The sequence below is a fragment of the Thermodesulfovibrio aggregans genome (genome assembly GCF_001514535.1).
Taxonomy (GTDB): Bacteria; Nitrospirota; Thermodesulfovibrionia; order Thermodesulfovibrionales; family Thermodesulfovibrionaceae; genus Thermodesulfovibrio; species Thermodesulfovibrio aggregans.
In genome coordinates this window covers 902016-918725 of record NZ_BCNO01000001.1, presented here as the reverse complement: position 1 = coordinate 918725, position 16710 = coordinate 902016, and the positions used below count along the sequence as shown (strand labels likewise).

Below are 16710 nucleotides of genomic sequence, written 5' to 3'. Positions count from 1 at the left end.
TTTTACAAAAATCTTCCCCATGCACAGTAGTAATCAAATTGGTCATCGTAAATGCGAAGTCTCTTTTTGATAACAAATATTCTATGTAAAACAACTCCAAAGATAAATCCTCCTACATGTGCCCACCAGGCAACTCCTCCTACGTCTTCGGGAGTAAGTAATGAACCCAGTCCTGAAAAAAGTTGAATGAAAAACCACATTAGTATGTAAATAATTGCTGGAATAGCAAAGAAGAACGGGAAAAATAAAATAGGAAACAGAGTAATAACTCTTGCATGGGGAAACATTATCATATAGGCACCTAAAACTCCTGAGATTGCACCTGAAGCTCCAACTGTTGGTATTACTGATGTTGGGTTAATGAGGCAGTGAATCCAACTTGCTCCAAATCCGCAAAGAAGATAAAAAATCAAAAATCTAAAAGAACCCATTTTGTCTTCTACATTGTCAGCAAAAATCCACATTACCCACATGTTGCTTATTAGATGAAACCATCCTCCATGAAGAAACATACTTGTCAAAAAAGGAAGATAATAAAAAGGATCAAAGGGAAGCGAATCTACAAGCATGTATCTTGCAGGAACTACACCAAAAATATGAAATAGATAATCTAAGTCATCCTTTGACAAAAGAAGTTCAAAGATAAAGATAAAAGAGTTTAAAGCGATAATAAGCCATGTCATATAGGGAGTATATCTTCTAGGAAGGCAATCTCTAATTGGTATCATTTTAATTTACTCCTCGTTTTTAATTTTTAACTTTTTCTGCATCACGGTTTATAGATACAGCCTTGATAATGCTTGGTATGACTGAGATTATGATAATACCAAGAATAACCACAGAGAAATTTTCTTTTACTATCGGAATGTTTCCAAAAAAATATCCTGCTAAAATAAGTGAACTGCTCCATAGAAAACTGCTAAAAATATTATATATTTGAAATTTAAGGTAGTTCATTTTACCTATTCCAGCTACAAAAGGAGCAAATGTTCTTAAAATAGGTAAAAATCTTGCGATGATGATGGTTTTTGCACCATGTTTTTCATAAAATAGTGCTGTTGTGTGAAGATGTTTTTTATTGAAAAATAAAGAGTTTTCTTTTGAGAAAATCTTAGGACCAACAAACTTCCCAATGTGATAATTCAATGTATTACCTAATGTAGCAGCAGCGGACAAAACTATAAATGAACTCCATGGACAGAGAAGTTCTCTTGAAGATAAGGCACCTACAGTAAATAGCAGAGAATCACCAGGCAAAAAAGGTGTTACAACAAATCCGGTTTCTGAAAAAACTATAAAAAAAAGAACCACATAAATCCAGATGCCTACCTGTGAAAGAAGATTTTCAAGATAAATATCAATATGAAGAATAATATCAATCAGATCAAACATTGCCAAAGATAAATAAATTCATGAGTTTATAACCATCCTCTATCTGAATATCAGGAGATTTTAGAATTTCCTCTGAAAATTCTCTGTTTTTCTTTTCAGTACGGTTGCTATCATAGATTACAAATGGGACTGGTTCGTCGGTATGGGTCCTCAGTTTAATTGGGGTTGGATGGTCTGGAAGAAGTAGGATTTTAAATTCCTTAAATTTTCTTGGTGCTTCATCGAGAATTTTTTTTATGACAATGCTGTCAATGTCTTCAATTGCCTTGATTTTTAATTTATAATCACCCTGATGACCTGCCTCATCTGGTGCTTCTATGTGAATATAAACAAAATCCACTCTTTCAAGGGCATTAAGAGCATAATCAACCTTTCCTTCATAGTTTGTATCTATCCAGCCAGTTGCACCAGGAACATTTATTATGTGAAATCCTGCTAAAATACCCAAACCTTTTGTTAAATCTACTGCTGATATAAGGGCACCTGAAATTCCATATTTTTCCTGAAATTTTGGTAGCATTGGAGTCCTTCCCTGCCCCCAAAGCCATATGCTGTTTGCAGGTTTTTTACCTTCAGAGACTCTCTTTTTATTAATTTGATGGTCCTTAAGAATATCCATTGATTTGAAAATAAGATCTTTCAAAAATTTAGAGTTCTTTCCTACAGGAAGGTACATTGAGATCTCTTTTCCTGTAATATCATGTGGTGGAGTACATTCTACCTCGTCTGAACCATCTTTCCATAACATTATATGGCGATAACTTACTCCGGGATAAAATCTTAAATTATCACTTCCAAGTTTTCTATCTATTTCCTCAATAAGAATTTTTGCTTCCTCAGAGGATATATGACCTGCTGAGTAGTCTTCCATAAAGATTTTGTTTTTATCCAAAACTTTAAGAGTAACAAGATTACATCTGTATGCTACATCATTTTTTGATAGATTCAATCCCATACTTACAGCTTCAAGAGGTGCTCTTCCTGTGTAATAAACTTTTGGATCGTAACCAAGAATGCTCAGGTTTGCCACATCACTTCCAGGAGAAAATCCCTGAGGAATATTTTTTACAGAACCTGTCAGCCCATGACAGGCAAGCCAGTCCATGTTTGGAGTTCTGGCAGCTTGAAGAGGTGTAAGTCCACCAAGTTCTTCTAATGGATAGTCTGCTGCACCATCAGGAACAATAACAATGTATTTCATAAAATCTTCTCCATAAAGGCTTTCACATTATCAAGGTTTGCAGGTAAAATATGAGGTTCATCAGCTACCTTGAAAACAGTATCAGGATCTTTTAGTCCATTTCCAGTAAGTGTACATACAACTGTTGAATCTTTTTTGAAGTATCCCTGATTGTAAAGCTTTATAACTCCTGCAACAGAAGCTGCAGAAGCAGGTTCACAAAATATTCCTTCATAACTTGCTATCATTTTATATGCCTTAAGAATTTCTTCATCTGTAACAATATCTATTTTCCCACCAGATTCGTCCCTCGCCTGAACAGCAGTTTTCCAACTCGCAGGATTTCCTATTCTTATGGCAGTTGCTATTGTTTCAGGTTTATCTACAGGTCTTCCAAGCACAATTGGTGCCGCTCCTGCTGCTTGAAATCCAAGCATCTTAGGAAGAGTTGTGATCCTTCCTTTTTCCTTATATTCTTTATATCCCTTCCAGTATGCTGAGATATTACCTGCATTTCCCACAGGCAATGCATGATAATCTGGTGCATACCCGAGTTGATCACATACTTCAAAAGCTGCTGACTTCTGTCCCTCAATTCTATAGGGATTTATTGAATTAACGAGGGTAATTGGATACTCTTTTACAATAGCTCTTACAATATCTAAAGCCTGATCAAAATTTCCTTTAATCTGTATTACCACTGCTCCATGAATCATTGCCTGAACGAGTTTTCCAGTTGCGATTTTTCCTTCTGGAATAAGAACAATTGCCTTAATCCCGGCTCTTGCAGCATAGGCTGATGCAGAAGCTGAAGTATTTCCAGTTGAAGCACATATTACAGCCCGTGAGCCTTCTTCGACTGCTTTTGATATGGCAAGAGTCATTCCTCTATCTTTAAAGGAGCCCGTAGGATTTGCTCCATCAAATTTGAGATAGAGCTCTATATCCATGTTAAGCTTTTTTGTGAGATTGTTTACTCTAACAAGAGGCGTATTTCCTTCCAAGAGAGTAATAATTGGAGTTTTTTCTGTTACAGGGAAAAATTCATAGTATTCTTTTATAATTCCTCTCCAAGGTGTTCTTGTACTCATAGCTATTCAATTATGTCTCCTTCTATTAATTCAACTACAACTCCCTGCTCTCTGAGGGAGTTAATTCCCTGTTCAAGATTTTCTTCTAATCCTTCAAGTTCAAGGATCATTTCTCCAAATGTATCAGTGACTCTTGCTCTACGAATATTTGGCATAACATCATATTTTTTTGCCATTCTAAAAAGAACAGGCTCCTTAATTAATTCTTGAGGAAAGGTGAGCCTTACTCTTAGTTTTTTTATCTCACCCATAAAAGCCTCCTTTCTTATTTTCCTCCTGCAATGGCAGGAACAATTGAAACCTCATCTCCATCTTTAGCTACAGTTTCTTCTCCCTGGAGGAATCTCACATCTTCTTCATTAAGATAAATATTTATAAACCTTCTTATCTTACCATCTTGACAGAGTCTTTCCGCAAGTCCTGGATATTGTTTATCAAGAGCATTTATTATCTCTATTATTTTTCCTGCTGGAGCTTCCACTACATCTTTGCCACCAGTGAGTTTCTGAAGTGGTGTTGGTATTAAAACTTTTACAGCCATTTTTACCTCCCCTTTTCATTAATTCTTTTTAAAGCTTCTTCAAAGGAAGCAAGATTAGGTTTAATGTTATAAACTTCTACTGTTTTACCACCTAAAACTTCTGCTGTTTTAAGTCCGTTTCCTGTAATACAAAGTACAGTTCTATCTTTTCTATCAATTTTTCCCTCTTTTAAAAGTTTAATATAACAGGCAAGAGTAACTCCTCCTGCTGTCTCTGTAAATATACCTTCTGTTTTTGCAAGAATTTTTATTGCTTCAATAATTTCTTCATCAGAGACATCTTCCATAGCACCACCACTTTCCTTTACAGCCTGCAGAGCATAATATCCATCAGCAGGATTTCCTATTGCAAGAGACTTTGCAACAGTGTTTGGTTTTACAGGTCTTATAACATCTGTTCCCTGTTTAAAGGCTGTAGAAATTGGTGAGCATCCTGTTGCCTGAGCACCATATATTTTTGTCTCAAGCTCCTTTAAAATTCCAAGCTCTTTAAACTCCTTTAATGCCTTCCACACCTTTGTAAGAAGTGAGCCACTGGCACAGGGAACTACAATGCTGTCTGGTGCTTTCCAGCCAAGTTGTTCAACTATTTCAAATCCCATTGTTTTTGAGCCTTCTGCATAAAAAGGTCTGATATTTATGTTTACAAAAGCCCATCTGTATTTGTTGGCAATTTCACTACAAAGCCTGTTTACGTCATCGTAGTTTCCATCAACTGCAACAAGATTCGGCTCATAAACAATGGAAGCGACAATTTTACTTTGTTCAAGTGTTGCAGGAATAAATATAAATCTTCTAAATCCAGCCTTTGCTCCATGAGCTGAGACAGCATGAGCAAGGTTTCCAGTTGATGCACAGGCTACAGTATCAAAGCCAAACTCCTTTGCTTTTGTAAGTGCCACTGCCACAACTCTATCTTTAAATGAAAGTGTAGGATGGGCAACTGTATCATCTTTTATATAAAGTTCCTTTACATTGAGATATTTGGCAAGATTTTTAGCTTCAACCAAAGGTGTAAATCCTGAATTTAGTCCAACCTGTGGTTCACCATCTATTGGTAGAAGTTCTTTATATCTCCACAATGTTTTGGGTCTTTTTTCTATTATTCTTCTTGAAAGAGCTTTCTTTATCTTTGCGTAGTCATAAACTACTTCAAGCGGACCAAAACAGAATTCACATACATATATTGGTTCTACAGGATACTCTCTTCCGCATTCTCTACATTTAAGTCCTTTTACATATTTCATTTCCCACCTCCAAATTCCATAGTTAATTTTTTATTTTAACATTAATTTAATCAAATTGCCGATAAATAAACCATACAAATCTGGTAAACCTTATGTTTTGAATTCTTGCTTTTAAGACAATCCAAAGATAACCTGAAAAAATTTTTCGAGATCTTGATATAAATTAACTCAATATGCTAAATTAATTTTATGGAACGCAAGGATTATTATAAAATTCTTGGTGTCAGTAAGGATGCCACTCAGGATGAGATTAAAAAAGCTTATCGTAAGCTTGCGAGGAAATATCATCCTGATTTGAATCCAGGTAATAAAGAGGCTGAAGAGAAGTTTAAAGAGATAAATGAAGCATATGCTGTGCTGAGTGATCCTCAGAAAAGAGCTGAGTATGATAGAGGTGAAACCTTTGATTTTAAAGGTTTTGATTTTGGTGGTTTTGACTTTACAAAGCACTTTGATCTGGGTGATATCTTTGGTGATATATTTGGTGAAACTTTCACTACAACAAGAACTACCTATATAAAAGGTGAAGATATAGTTATTCCTGTTACATTAACCTTTGAAGAAGCTTATAAAGGTACTGTAAAACCAGTAACATATCAGAGATATATTGAGTGTCAGGTATGTCATGGAAGTGGCGCTGATAAGGTTGATATATGCTCAAGATGTGGAGGAACTGGTAGAGTTCAGGTTTCAAGAGGATTCATGAGAGTAAGTCAAACATGCCCTAATTGTGGAGGAACCGGAAGAACTGCTTCATCAAAGTGTAAAAACTGTGGAGGAACAGGAAGAGTTTTAATTACTGAGACAGTAAAGGCAAAAATTCCTGCTGGTGTAGACAGTGGCTCAAATGTAAAGGTTAAAGGATATGGAAATGCTGGAAGAGGTGGAGCTCCCTACGGGGATTTGATACTTGAGGTTAATGTTATTCCCCATCCATTTTTTACAAGAAAGGGGGAGGATGTATATATTGAGCTTCCAGTAACATTTGTTGAGGCTGTCTTAGGTGCAAAGGTTGATGTTCCTACTCCTGATGGAAACACAGTTACAATGAAAATTCCCGAGGGAACTCAGGGTGGGCAGAAATTTAGAATTTCAGGTAAAGGCTTTCCATCTCCAAAGGGAGGCAGAAAAGGAGACATGTATGTGGTTATAAAGATAGTAGTTCCTAAAGGATTGTCAGCTTCTGAAAAGGAAGAAATCAGGAAAATTGAACGCTTTTACAGAGAAAATCCAAGAGAATTCATGTTGAGGAGGGAGTCATGAGACAGGACGAGAGATTCTACATGATAAGCATGGTTTGCAGACTTCTAAATGTTCATCCTCAGACACTGAGGCTTTATGAAAGAGAAGGTTTTATAAAACCAAAGAGGATTAAAAGACAGAGAGTTTACACAGATGAAGACATTGAAAGACTTAACTTTGTAATAAAACTTACAAAGGAATTTGGAGTTAACAGGGCTGGAGTGGATATTATTCTCAGAATGCGTGAAAGAATGCAGATGATGGAACAATTCATACAGGAAGTACTTCGCTACGTTGATGAAGATGTAAGAGAGCAGATTGAAAAAAGAATTAAAAAGTTTTTTGAACAAATTTAAGGAGGAAAACCATGAGATTTGATAGACTTACATATAAAACACAGGAAGCCATAAGAGAGGCTCAGAGGATTGCCTCTCAGCACGGCAATCAGCAGATAGATGTGGAGCATTTATTTTATGCTCTGGTTGAGGATACTGAAGGGCTTGTTTATCGAATTTTAAAGGAGTGCGGTGCAGACCTAAACACAATAAAAATAGATTTAAAGAAAGCTATAGATAAAATTCCAAAAGTTTATGGTGCTCAGCCTCTTGAACAAATTTATATTACTCCAAGATTTAACCAGCTCTTTGAGAAAGCAGAAGCTGAAGCTGAACATCTTAAGGATGAATACATAAGCGTTGAACATCTTCTTATAGCTTTGTTTGATGTTGGTGGACCTGCGCTTGATGCAATAAAAAAGCAGGCAGTAACAAGGCAGAAAGTGCTTGATGCAATGAGAAAGATAAGAGGAGTTCATCAGGTTACGGACCCCAATCCAGAGGAAAAATATCAGGCACTGGTTAGATATGGTAAAAATCTTACAGAGTTAGCCCGCAAAGGCAAGCTTGATCCTGTTATTGGAAGGGATGAGGAGATAAGAAGAGTTATTCAGGTTTTAAGCAGAAGAACAAAGAATAATCCAGTGCTGATTGGAGACCCTGGCGTTGGTAAAACCGCAATAGTTGAAGGTCTTGCACAGAGAATTGTAGCAGGCGATGTTCCTGAATCTTTGAGAGACAAAGAACTGATAGCTCTTGATATAGGTTCACTTCTTGCAGGTGCAAAATACAGGGGAGAGTTTGAGGAAAGGCTTAAAGCAGTTCTTAAAGAGATTACCCAGTCAGAGGGACGAATTATAACATTCATAGATGAACTTCACACACTTGTTGGTGCAGGAGCTGCTGAGGGAGCAGTTGATGCAGCAAATATGCTTAAGCCAGCTCTTGCAAGGGGAGAACTAAGATGCATTGGTGCCACCACTGTTAATGAATACAGAAAATATATTGAAAAAGACCCTGCACTGGAAAGAAGATTTCAGCCAATTTTAGTTAAGGAGCCTTCTGTTGAGGATACAATCTCTATTTTGAGGGGGCTTAAGGAGAGATATGAGGTTCATCATGGTGTAAAGATAAAGGATTCAGCACTTGTTGCAGCTGCGGTTCTTTCAGCAAGGTATATAACAGACAGATATCTGCCTGACAAGGCAATTGATTTGATTGATGAAGCTGCAGCAAAGCTTAGAATGGAGATTGACAGCATGCCAATTGAACTTGACGAAATTGAAAGAAAACTACGTCAGCTTGAAATAGAGCGTCAGGCATTAAGTAAAGAACCAACCGAGGATGCAAAGGAAAAGATAGAAAAAATTACCCAGGAGATAGAGCAACTGCTTGCTAAAAAAGAGGAATTAAGCAGGCAGTGGCAGGCTGAAAAGGAGATTATTTTAAAGATTAGAGAGATAAAGGCAGAGATTGAGCAGACCCGAATTGCCTCAGAGCAGGCAGAACGTCAGGGAGACCTTACAAGAGCAGCAGAACTCAGATATGGAAAGCTTATTGAACTTCAGAAAGCACTTGATGAGGCAAATGCTCGCCTGAAAGAGATTCAAAAAGGAAGAAAGATGCTTAAAGAAGAAGTTGACGAGGAAGATATTGCAGAGGTTGTTGCTAAATGGACAGGCATCCCTGTAAAGAAACTTCTTGAGAGCGAAACCCAGAAACTACTCAAAATGGAGGAGCGTCTCCGTGATAGAGTTGTTGGACAGGATGAAGCAATTATTGCTGTATCAAATGCCATAAGAAGGGCAAGAGCGGGATTACAGGATCCAAATAGACCTATTGGTTCATTTATGTTTCTTGGTCCTACAGGTGTTGGTAAAACTGAGCTCGCAAAGGCACTTGCAGAGTTCCTCTTTGATGATGAAAATGCAATTATTCGTATTGATATGTCAGAGTATCAGGAGCGACATACTGTATCCCGTCTGATCGGTGCACCTCCTGGTTATGTTGGATATGAGGAAGGCGGACAGCTTACAGAGGCAGTACGTAGGCGTCCATACAGTGTTGTTCTTTTTGATGAGGTTGAGAAGGCTCATCCTGAAGTTTTCAATGTTTTGCTACAGGTTCTTGATGATGGTCGTCTGACTGACGGTCACGGTAGAACCGTTGATTTCAGAAACACAATTATCATTATGACATCAAACATAGGAAGTGCTCATATTCAGGAGTTTCTTGAAAGTGGTGGCTCTGAACACTGGCAGGATTTAAAGAAAGATTTAAGAACAAAGATTATGGATGACTTAAAAACTTTCTTCAGACCGGAATTTCTTAACAGAATTGATGAGATAATTATCTTTAATCCATTGAGCATGGAAGTGATGAAGAATATTGTCGAAATTCAAGTAAAAAGAATAAGGAAATACCTTAAACAGAGAAAGATTGACATTACTCTTACAGAAGCAGCAAAAGAATACATTGCAAGAACTGGCTATGACCCCGTATATGGTGCAAGACCATTAAGAAGGGTATTGCAGAAAGAGATACTTGATCCACTTGCGATAAAACTTATTGAAGGAACATTCAAAGAGGGAGATGTTGTGGAAGTAGATTTCAAAGATGGTAAAATTGTATTTGATAAAGTTGTATTAGCAGAAGCAGCCTAAAAATTTAGGAGGTGTAAAATGGCTATTGTAAAATGGAGTCCTTTAAAAGAGATTGAGGAGATTAGAAAAGAGATGGACAGGCTCTTTGAGGAGTTTCTATCACCTGTAAGAAGGAGAAAAACAGTAACAGCAGAGGGAATCATTTCTCCAAATGTGGATATTTTTGAAAGAGGAAATGAGCTGGTTATTCAGGTAGAAATTCCAGGGGTTGATAAACAGGATATTGATTTAACTATTACTGATGATAGACTTTTAATCAAAGGAGAAATAAAAAAACCTGAAGGTGTTTCTGAGGAAGACTATATCTTGAATGAAAGAAGCTATGGACCTTTTTCAAGAACCATTAATTTGCCATCAGATGTGGATAAATCTTCAGTTAAAGCAAATCTCAGGAATGGCTTACTTGAGATAGTTATTTTAAGAAAAGAGGAATCAAAACCACGAGAAATAAAGATTCCATTAGAGTAAAATTTAAAGACCCGAGTTTGTTTTGAGCAGACTCGGTTTTTTTTATATCTAAAGAAAAAAGGTTTAAAATTGACAAAATAACAAAGAAAAGATTAATTTAAAAGAGTTGTTTACAAAATATCTGTGGAGGTAAAAATGGCTGAAGGCATTTTAGAGCTTACAAGTGCTAAATGGGAAACAGAAGTTTTAAACTCAAAAGGAATAGTAATGGTAGATTTTTGGGCACCATGGTGTGGACCTTGTAGAATAATTGCTCCTACAATAGAGGAACTTGCAAAAGAATATGCAGGAAAAATAAAGGTAGGAAAGCTTAATACAGATGAAAATCCAGATATTGCAACTCGTTATGGAATTATGGGAATCCCAACGATAATGTTTTTCAAAGATGGACAGAGAGTTGATCAGATTGTAGGTGTTGTCCCAAAGTCTATCTTAAAGAGTAAACTTGACAGTCTTCTAAACAGTTAATTGGTGAAAAAACTTTTAGTTATAATCTTACTTGTGATTTTTCCTCAGTTGGGGCAAGCTGCACTAAATAAAGGTGAGCTTGCTCCTAATTTTTTTCTTACTACTCAAGATGGTAAAAACATTGAGCTCTATCAGATCAGAGGAAAGGTTATTTTAATAGAATTTTTATCAAATAAATGTTTTGCCTGTGATTATGTAATTCCTGATATAAACAGTCTTTATAAAAAATTTAAATCTGAGGATGTTCAAATAATTGGAGTTTTATTTAACGATGAAATAAAAGATACTTACAAGTTGATCGAGTTTGCAAAAGATAGAGGAATTGAATATCCTCTGTTCATAGCAGATGTAAAGGTAAAAAAATTATATAATGTTTATGGTTTCCCTAATTTTTTTATCTTAAAGAATAAGCGGATTGCTCAGATATATAGAGGTATAACAAAAAATACCTTTGAGTTGTTAAATAAAGATATTGATTCTTTACTCAGGAGGTAATGATTGTTTGAGGCACTAACTGAGAAACTTGATGCCATATTTAAAAAGCTAAAAGGTAGAGGAATTCTCAAAGAAGAGGATGTTGACGCAGCTTTAAAAGAGATTAGAATTGCTCTTCTTGAAGCAGATGTTAATTTTAAGGTTGTCAAATCTTTTATTGAAAGAGTTCGTCAGAAAGCAATAGGTAAGGAAATTCTTGAAAGTCTTTCACCGGCACAGCAAGTAATAAAGATTGTTTATGACGAACTATGTGAGCTTTTAGGAGGAACAACTGCTAAAATTAATTTAAGTCCAAATCCACCAACTATTTTTATGATGGTGGGTTTGCACGGTTCTGGAAAAACAACAACCTCAGCAAAGCTTGCAAGAATTTTCAAGAAACAGGGACGAAGACCAATGCTTGTTGCAGCAGATCTACAGAGACCTGCAGCAATTGACCAGCTTGTTACTCTGGGCAAACAGATAGATATCCCGGTATTTCATTCTTATGAAATTAAAGATCCAAGGCAAGTATGCAGAGAAGCTCTTAAAAAAGCTTTAATTGATAGAATGGATCCTGTAATTGTTGATACTGCAGGAAGAATGCATGTTGATGAAGAACTTATGACAGAACTTAAAGATATAAAAGAAATTCTTAATCCTCATGAAATTTTATTTGTAGCTGATGCAATGACAGGACAGGATGCTGTAAATATTGCAAAAAGTTTCAATGAGAAGATAGGAATTACTGGAGTGATTCTAACAAAGATGGATGGCGATGCTCGTGGTGGTGCTGCTCTTTCAATAAAAGAGGTAACAGGTAAGCCTATAAAACTTATTGGAACAGGAGAAAAGCTTGATGCTCTTGAAGAGTTTTATCCTGATAGAATGGCAAATAGAATTCTCGGCATGGGAGATGTTCTTACTCTTATTGAACAGGCACAGAAAGCTTATGATGAGAAAGAAGCTGAAAAACTAAAGAAAAAGATTGAAAAAGAAGAGTTCACATTTGAAGATTTAAGAGATCAAATTAGAAAAATGAGAAAGATGGGACCTCTTGAAAATATTCTTTCAATGCTCCCGGGAGCTCATAAGATATTGAAGGATATAAAAATAGATGAAAGGGAGTTTGTAAAGGTAGAGGCAATTATAAACTCCATGACTCCTGAAGAGAGAAGAAATCCCAAGATTTTAAATGCCAGTAGAAGAATAAGAATTGCTAAAGGGAGTGGAACAACTGTAACAGATGTAAACAGACTGATCAAGCAGTTCAATGAGATGAAAAAGCTAATGAAAAAAATGAAGCATGGTAAAGGGTTTAAACTACCAAAGATATTTCCATTTTAAATACTGTGAATTAAATAAATGATAAGAAAAATTGCAATTGCAAGAAGTGCTATAATTAGAAGCAAATCAAGTACAATAGAAGGCTGATAGGCATCTTCATCAATCTGTTTTTCTACTTTTTTATATCTTATAAAAGCAAGAAATCCCATAAAAGCTCCGAGAAAGATAAGAAATACTCCAAAAAAGCTTGAGTACTCTCCATGCCTGGACGGAAGTTCTTTACCTGTGAATAAATACAGTTGCTTTAAAAAAAGTCCAAATTTTTCAACTACAAATCCAAATACCATTATTCCTATGCTTGTTCTTATCCAGGAAAGAAAAGTTCTTTCATTGGCAAGATGAACCCTTCTGTTACGTACCCGGGGATGGATGTTATTGTCTTTATTCATTAAGGAGTATTTTAAAATAAAACAGTTAAAATCGCAACAACTCAAAATTCTGTCAGTATTAATTTCCCGTCTTTTAAAAAATAGATTTTTTCTGCAACTGCTTCTATGAAATCTCTATCATGAGAGACTACGATATAGGTGTTCGCATTTCTCTTTAGATAGTTTAAAACTTTTCCTGAGGTATTCTCGTCAAGACCTGCATTTGGTTCATCAAGAAGATAGCAGACTGGGTTCATGGCTATGACTGTTGCTAATGCTACGAGTCTCTTTTCTCCTCCTGAAAGTTTATAGGTAACCCTGTTTTCAAACCCTCTTAAGCCAAGAATTTCCAGAGTATCTTTTACTATATTCATAGCCTCTTCTTTAGATTTTCCAAGATTTAGAGGACCAAAAGCTATATCTTCCTTTACAGTAGGACAGAAAAGCTGATTGTCCGAGTCCTGAAATAGAAAGCCTATTTTCTGCCTCACCTCTATGAAATCTCTCTCTTTTTTTCTCATTTTTCCAAATATTTCAACAACTCCTGATTGAGGTTTAAGCAGTCCCATGATTATATGCAAAAGAGTTGTTTTGCCCGAACCATTTGGACCAATAAGCCCGATTCTGTCTCCCTCATAGACATCAAAGTTTAAATCTTTGAACACAACTCTACTGTCATAGTTAAAGAAAATATTTTTTAAGCTTATTAACGGTTCCTTCAACTTTCAACCCACACTAAAATGATAATTGCTGTTGAAATAACACCGAATATTATATCACTTTTTTTTATTTGAAAATGCTCAAAAAGAGGGAAATATCCATTGAATCCCCTACATAACATGGCTTTATAAATTTCCTCTGCTCTTTCAAGGCTCTTTATAAGCATCCCCCCAACAATATAGGCATAGGTCTTATAGGTATGAAGATTTGTCGCTGGCACAAAGCCTCTCAAAGCAGCAGCCCTTTTTATCTTTAAGTATTCATCATGAATTACAGTTATGTAGCGATAAAAGAGGAAAAATAAGGTAACCAGTTTTTTGGGCATTTTAAGATGAAGCATAGCATGGGCAAGGGAAAAAACAGAGGATGTTGAAAGCAAAGATATGGTGGCAATGATTATTGCATTGCATTTAATTGTTATTGATAGAGCATATTTAATTCCTTCAAGACTTATTCTTATTGAACCTATCTCTATATGGGGATTCCCTGGATACGTTAAGGGGATAAAAAGCCAAATAAAAATTATAAAGAAATTTGCAAAAAAAAGTCTTGAAATTAAAGGTTTGAACCTTACCTGAGAAATTACAAGAAGGATTAGTGAATAGGAAAGATAAATTAAAGGAGTTTTTATGCCCGAGGATACTGCACAGAGCACACTAAATAAGCAAAATACCAGAATCTTTATCCGTGGGTCTGCTCTGTGTAGAAAGCTATTTCCTTCTGAAAATTCCTCAAGATGCATTTTTCTTTCTTTTAAGAAGCATAATTATAGCCCAGACTCCGAATATATATCCAATTCCTCCAATTATATCTCTTATGCTTATTTTATCCATCTGCTTTCGTAAATCCATCAGCTCAGTTCTCAATCCCTGAAGTTTCGCATCAATAGCTTCATCAATGATCTGTTTAAGTTCTTCTTTATTTAAAGATGTCTTGGGTATTTCTTTTTTTTCAGGTTGTTTTTCAGGCTCTGATTTTTTAATGTCCTTTTTTTCAACTTTTTCTGCTGCCTCAAGCATGTATTCCGCTCTATGCCCTTCACCTGCAGGAATTACTATTTTTAACTGCCCTGTGTTTGAAGTGGTAAATTTAAATTTCCCTTTTTCATCAGTTGTAACTTCTGTAATTTTGTTTCCTTTGCTATCATAGACTTGAACCCGAGAGTTTTTACAGGGTGAGCCATCAACAAAGTAGCATTCGCCAAACACTTTATCTCCCTCTCTGTATGCATAGGCACTAACCTTATGAGCATAGGCAGAGTTAAAGAGAAAAAGAATAACTTGCAGGACAATCATTGCCTGAAAAAGTTTATTAAATATATGATTTCTCATGCCAGTGCCTCCGGTTTAACTTTTTTAAGATATATGACAACAAAACCTGTAATAATTCCTTCAATCACAGCAATTGGAAGATGCATGGCGAGAAGAGTTCCTGCAACACCAATAAAGCTCTTTTCAGTTTCAATCAGAGCAATGCTTATAAAAACTGCTGCTATAATTAAAGCCAAAGCTCCACCAAGAAAACCTCCAGCAAATGCTAAATTTTTACCTTTTCTAAGCATTCCTCTGAAGGCATAATACGACAGAACCCCTGGCATTGCCATTGCAAAGGTGTTTACACCGAGAGTTGTAAGTCCACCAAACTGGAAAAGCAAAGCCTGTAACACAAGTCCAACAAAGATAGATGGAAAGGCTGCCCAGCCAAGAAGCATTCCAACAAGCCCGTTTAAAACCAGATGAGCAGAGGTTGGCCCAATGGGGATGTGAATCAATGAAGCAACAAAAAAGGCAGAGGAAAGAACAGCAACCTTTGGTATGTCTTCATTTTTTATCTTGCGAAGCCCCAATGTTAATCCAGCTAAAGAAAGCACAGCGCCGGTAATTAATACCGGCGCAGAAAGAACTCCCTCTGATATATGCATTATTTCATCTCCCTTGCTTTAACCCAGATAATTCCTCCTATTTCAACAGGATATTCTTTCCCATCTTTCTTAATCTTATATGGAGCATCTGTAAGAGCTGCAAAGCCCCACCATCCAGCCTTTGGAATTGCATAAGTAAATACTCCGTTTGCATCAGCTTTTATAACCTGTGTAATATAGGGTTCCTTTGGTGCTTTAACCTTGCCACCTTCGTTAAAGTATTCAACTTCAACATCTGCAAAGGGTAAAGGCTTTCCATTTACCTTAACAACTCCCTGAAATACATTTCCAACCCAGAGTCCATAGGGTCTTGTAAGAGGCACTATTTCAATTGGAAGTCCTACTTCCTTATCCCATCCTTCCTCTTTTCCAAGAGCCTGAACAACAACCTTTGGATAGTGAGCTATGAATTTTTCCTCAGCAGGCTCCCAGTAAGGCTCTGGCTCAAGGTAAAAGATGTAGTCTCCAGGGCGCTTGATTGTAAAGGTAGTCTCCCAGGCACTTTTGCCTTTTACCTTTTTGTTAACAAGCGTATTCAGCAAATCAGTTTTTTCATCTCCGAGCATTACGCCAAAAGTCTTAGGTTTTTCCATGTTAAGCCATTCCTGTTCAAATGGATGCATGAAGTAAACTTTAAGAGTGATTTTTTTTGGGTCTTTTTCTCCGATAATGTCATCAGAAGGCATAATCACTCCAAAGTGTGCAAAAGCTACACCTGTAAAGAATAAAACTCCAATAATGCTGATTAAAAGCTTTGTAAAACCTTTCATGGTTCAACCTCCTTTAAAAGTTAATATTCCATCTTACGCCATAAACATGTCCTGCCTTTGTGTTGTCTGATTCTCTTGCAGTATCACGAATGTACTGATAATCAAGGGTTATGTCTGAACTGAGAAATTTGCAAGAAAAAAGCTTAAACTTCACATAAGACTCAAATACCTGACTGTGTTTTAACTCTTCATTCTTTGATGGACTCTTTAAATAGGCATAACCAACGCCTATTTCATCATCCTTACGACCCCACACACTTCCATTTAGATTCAATCCAAGTGAAAACATTCTGTTATAATCTACCTTTGCAGAGTCATCCTGCCAGCCTGCACGGAAAAATGCTCCAAGTATGTCTTTTATCAACTGCTGGTCAAAGGATACTCCAACTCCTTTCAATGCTTTGTATGCATCGGTATCCCAGTTTTCAAATCTCTTATTCGTTGTGTATCCATAGAGCCTGTAATTACCCTCACCAATTGGTG

Annotated in this window: 21 protein-coding genes; 7 read left to right on the top strand and 14 right to left on the bottom strand. The window is 36.3% G+C overall.

From position 1 onward, the window contains the following. Positions 1–2: 2 nt before the first annotated feature. The 7 genes from TAGGR_RS04650 to TAGGR_RS04620 are packed head-to-tail and all read right to left on the bottom strand — an operon-like array spanning position 3 to position 5451. Positions 3–728, bottom strand: coding sequence for a rhomboid family intramembrane serine protease (locus TAGGR_RS04650; protein WP_059176180.1), 726 nt, complete (start codon positions 726–728; stop codon positions 3–5). 19 nt (positions 729–747) lie between these two features. Next, positions 748–1392: a DedA family protein gene (locus TAGGR_RS04645; RefSeq protein ID WP_059176179.1), complete on the bottom strand. Its 645-nt coding sequence runs from the start codon at positions 1390–1392 to the stop codon at positions 748–750. Then, complete coding sequence (locus TAGGR_RS04640; protein ID WP_059176178.1) at positions 1385–2593, bottom strand: cofactor-independent phosphoglycerate mutase; 1209 nt, start codon at positions 2591–2593, stop codon at positions 1385–1387. Before TAGGR_RS04640 ends, TAGGR_RS04645 begins: the two co-directional genes overlap by 8 nt. Then, a complete protein-coding gene (gene thrC / locus TAGGR_RS04635) occupies positions 2590–3663 on the bottom strand; it encodes a threonine synthase (RefSeq protein ID WP_059176177.1) in 1074 nt (357 codons plus the stop codon). Before thrC ends, TAGGR_RS04640 begins: the two co-directional genes overlap by 4 nt. Before the next feature lie 2 nt (positions 3664–3665). After that, positions 3666–3914 carry an NIL domain-containing protein gene (locus TAGGR_RS04630; RefSeq protein WP_059176176.1) on the bottom strand — a complete coding sequence of 83 codons (249 nt, stop codon included), beginning with the start codon at positions 3912–3914 and terminating at the stop codon, positions 3666–3668. 14 nt (positions 3915–3928) lie between these two features. Next, positions 3929–4204, bottom strand: a complete 276-nt coding sequence (locus tag TAGGR_RS04625; RefSeq protein WP_059176175.1) for a MoaD/ThiS family protein — start codon at positions 4202–4204, stop codon at positions 3929–3931. 2 nt (positions 4205–4206) lie between these two features. After that, positions 4207–5451, bottom strand: coding sequence for a threonine synthase (locus TAGGR_RS04620; RefSeq protein ID WP_059176174.1), 1245 nt, complete (start codon positions 5449–5451; stop codon positions 4207–4209). A gap of 189 nt (positions 5452–5640) precedes the next feature. On the opposite strand from TAGGR_RS04620, the gene dnaJ reads away from it, so the two are divergent. From dnaJ to ffh, 7 genes are all read left to right on the top strand, one after another. Continuing rightward, positions 5641–6714: a molecular chaperone DnaJ gene (gene dnaJ, locus TAGGR_RS04615; protein ID WP_059176173.1), complete on the top strand. Its 1074-nt coding sequence runs from the start codon at positions 5641–5643 to the stop codon at positions 6712–6714. Then, positions 6711–7049 carry a MerR family transcriptional regulator gene (locus tag TAGGR_RS04610; RefSeq protein WP_059176172.1) on the top strand — a complete coding sequence of 113 codons (339 nt, stop codon included), beginning with the start codon at positions 6711–6713 and terminating at the stop codon, positions 7047–7049. Before dnaJ ends, TAGGR_RS04610 begins: the two co-directional genes overlap by 4 nt. Positions 7050–7060: 11 nt before the next feature. After that, positions 7061–9691, top strand: coding sequence for an ATP-dependent chaperone ClpB (gene clpB, locus TAGGR_RS04605; protein WP_059176171.1), 2631 nt, complete (start codon positions 7061–7063; stop codon positions 9689–9691). 18 nt (positions 9692–9709) lie between these two features. Beyond that, positions 9710–10159 (top strand): Hsp20/alpha crystallin family protein, encoded by a 450-nt coding sequence (locus TAGGR_RS04600; protein ID WP_059176170.1) that lies wholly within the window; start codon positions 9710–9712, stop codon positions 10157–10159. Between the two features lie 135 nt (positions 10160–10294). Then, on the top strand, positions 10295–10627 hold the full coding sequence (gene trxA / locus TAGGR_RS04595) for a thioredoxin (protein ID WP_059176169.1): 333 nt from the start codon (positions 10295–10297) through the stop codon (positions 10625–10627). 3 nt (positions 10628–10630) lie between these two features. Further along, on the top strand, positions 10631–11122 hold the full coding sequence (locus TAGGR_RS04590) for a peroxiredoxin family protein (protein WP_161936176.1): 492 nt from the start codon (positions 10631–10633) through the stop codon (positions 11120–11122). A gap of 3 nt (positions 11123–11125) precedes the next feature. After that, positions 11126–12448 carry a signal recognition particle protein gene (gene ffh / locus TAGGR_RS04585; protein WP_059176167.1) on the top strand — a complete coding sequence of 441 codons (1323 nt, stop codon included), beginning with the start codon at positions 11126–11128 and terminating at the stop codon, positions 12446–12448. On the opposite strand, the gene TAGGR_RS04580 is transcribed toward ffh, so the two are convergent. The 7 genes from TAGGR_RS04580 to TAGGR_RS04550 form a co-directional block, all read right to left on the bottom strand. After that, on the bottom strand, positions 12445–12837 hold the full coding sequence (locus tag TAGGR_RS04580; protein ID WP_059176166.1) for a YidH family protein: 393 nt from the start codon (positions 12835–12837) through the stop codon (positions 12445–12447). The two genes, ffh and TAGGR_RS04580, sit on opposite strands and share 4 nt — an antisense overlap. Positions 12838–12878: 41 nt before the next feature. Further along, positions 12879–13538, bottom strand: a complete 660-nt coding sequence (locus tag TAGGR_RS04575) for an energy-coupling factor ABC transporter ATP-binding protein (protein WP_059176165.1) — start codon at positions 13536–13538, stop codon at positions 12879–12881. Beyond that, complete coding sequence (gene cbiQ, locus TAGGR_RS04570) at positions 13535–14278, bottom strand: cobalt ECF transporter T component CbiQ (RefSeq protein ID WP_059176164.1); 744 nt, start codon at positions 14276–14278, stop codon at positions 13535–13537. The genes TAGGR_RS04575 and cbiQ overlap by 4 nt, the downstream gene beginning before the upstream one ends. Continuing rightward, a complete protein-coding gene (locus TAGGR_RS04565) occupies positions 14268–14867 on the bottom strand; it encodes a NikL family nickel/cobalt ECF transporter subunit (protein ID WP_059176163.1) in 600 nt (199 codons plus the stop codon). The genes cbiQ and TAGGR_RS04565 overlap by 11 nt, the downstream gene beginning before the upstream one ends. Continuing rightward, positions 14864–15457, bottom strand: coding sequence for a cobalt transporter CbiM (cbiM, locus tag TAGGR_RS04560; RefSeq protein WP_059176162.1), 594 nt, complete (start codon positions 15455–15457; stop codon positions 14864–14866). Before cbiM ends, TAGGR_RS04565 begins: the two co-directional genes overlap by 4 nt. After that, positions 15457–16227, bottom strand: coding sequence for a DUF4198 domain-containing protein (locus tag TAGGR_RS04555; RefSeq protein WP_059176161.1), 771 nt, complete (start codon positions 16225–16227; stop codon positions 15457–15459). The genes cbiM and TAGGR_RS04555 overlap by 1 nt, the downstream gene beginning before the upstream one ends. 13 nt (positions 16228–16240) lie before the next feature. Beyond that, a partial coding sequence (locus TAGGR_RS04550; RefSeq protein WP_161936175.1) for a carbohydrate porin occupies positions 16241–16710 on the bottom strand: 470 nt, incomplete at its 5' end.

Excerpts from the sequence above, each read along its gene's own strand:
- TAGGR_RS04650 (WP_059176180.1), bottom strand. The coding sequence starts at position 728 with ATGATACCAATTAGAGATTGCCTTCCTAGAAGATATACTCCCTATATG.
- TAGGR_RS04645 (WP_059176179.1), bottom strand. The coding sequence starts at position 1,392 with ATGTTTGATCTGATTGATATTATTCTTCATATTGATATTTATCTTGAA.
- TAGGR_RS04640 (WP_059176178.1), bottom strand. The coding sequence starts at position 2,593 with ATGAAATACATTGTTATTGTTCCTGATGGTGCAGCAGACTATCCATTA.
- thrC (WP_059176177.1), bottom strand. The coding sequence starts at position 3,663 with ATGAGTACAAGAACACCTTGGAGAGGAATTATAAAAGAATACTATGAA.
- TAGGR_RS04630 (WP_059176176.1), bottom strand. The coding sequence starts at position 3,914 with ATGGGTGAGATAAAAAAACTAAGAGTAAGGCTCACCTTTCCTCAAGAA.
- TAGGR_RS04625 (WP_059176175.1), bottom strand. The coding sequence starts at position 4,204 with ATGGCTGTAAAAGTTTTAATACCAACACCACTTCAGAAACTCACTGGT.
- TAGGR_RS04620 (WP_059176174.1), bottom strand. The coding sequence starts at position 5,451 with ATGAAATATGTAAAAGGACTTAAATGTAGAGAATGCGGAAGAGAGTAT.
- dnaJ (WP_059176173.1), top strand. The coding sequence starts at position 5,641 with ATGGAACGCAAGGATTATTATAAAATTCTTGGTGTCAGTAAGGATGCC.
- TAGGR_RS04610 (WP_059176172.1), top strand. The coding sequence starts at position 6,711 with ATGAGACAGGACGAGAGATTCTACATGATAAGCATGGTTTGCAGACTT.
- clpB (WP_059176171.1), top strand. The coding sequence starts at position 7,061 with ATGAGATTTGATAGACTTACATATAAAACACAGGAAGCCATAAGAGAG.
- TAGGR_RS04600 (WP_059176170.1), top strand. The coding sequence starts at position 9,710 with ATGGCTATTGTAAAATGGAGTCCTTTAAAAGAGATTGAGGAGATTAGA.
- trxA (WP_059176169.1), top strand. The coding sequence starts at position 10,295 with ATGGCTGAAGGCATTTTAGAGCTTACAAGTGCTAAATGGGAAACAGAA.
- TAGGR_RS04580 (WP_059176166.1), bottom strand. The coding sequence starts at position 12,837 with ATGAATAAAGACAATAACATCCATCCCCGGGTACGTAACAGAAGGGTT.
- cbiQ (WP_059176164.1), bottom strand. The coding sequence starts at position 14,278 with ATGCATCTTGAGGAATTTTCAGAAGGAAATAGCTTTCTACACAGAGCA.
- TAGGR_RS04565 (WP_059176163.1), bottom strand. The coding sequence starts at position 14,867 with ATGAGAAATCATATATTTAATAAACTTTTTCAGGCAATGATTGTCCTG.
- cbiM (WP_059176162.1), bottom strand. The coding sequence starts at position 15,457 with ATGCATATATCAGAGGGAGTTCTTTCTGCGCCGGTATTAATTACCGGC.
- TAGGR_RS04555 (WP_059176161.1), bottom strand. The coding sequence starts at position 16,227 with ATGAAAGGTTTTACAAAGCTTTTAATCAGCATTATTGGAGTTTTATTC.